Origin of the sequence: Corallococcus sp. AB049A (assembly GCF_003668885.1) — a bacterium.
Classification (GTDB): domain Bacteria; phylum Myxococcota; class Myxococcia; order Myxococcales; family Myxococcaceae; genus Corallococcus; species Corallococcus interemptor.
Window position 1 is genome coordinate 1 of sequence record NZ_RAWL01001373.1, and the last position, 400, is coordinate 400.

1 protein-coding gene is annotated in these 400 nt (G+C 69.8%); it reads right to left on the reverse strand.

Annotation, left to right across the window (positions count from 1 at the left end):
- Positions 1-347 (reverse strand): GreA/GreB family elongation factor (locus tag D7X55_RS44365; RefSeq protein WP_233610489.1); only part of this gene is annotated, 347 nt, incomplete at its 3' end.
- Positions 348-400: the final 53 nt, after the last annotated feature.

Sequence of the window (400 nt, forward strand, 5' to 3'; positions counted from 1 at the left end):
CCGCTCGGCAGCGGCCAGGCGATGGACTGCGCCACGGACAGGCCGATGAGGGCGCTGCCGAGGGGGGGCAGCACGGAGATGCGGCCCTCGTCGCTCTTCGCGTCCCTCGGGTAGACGAGCGTCACCTGACGCTGCTCGCCGGTCTGCTCGTCCTCGAACAGCACGTCCAGCGGGATGTCCTCCGGCTGGGCGTCGGTCTGGGTTTCCAGCACCACATGGAGGGTCACCACCTCGCCGCCGCGCAGCGGATCGCGCGGGCGCACCTGGGCGCCGTCCAGCAGGACGTCACCGGACTTGATCCACTCGGTCAGGCGCGAACGCGAATATTCGGGGAACAGTTCGGCCACGACGGCATCGAAACGACGGCCGGCAGCGGTGTCGGGGACGATGGCTGTCTCTT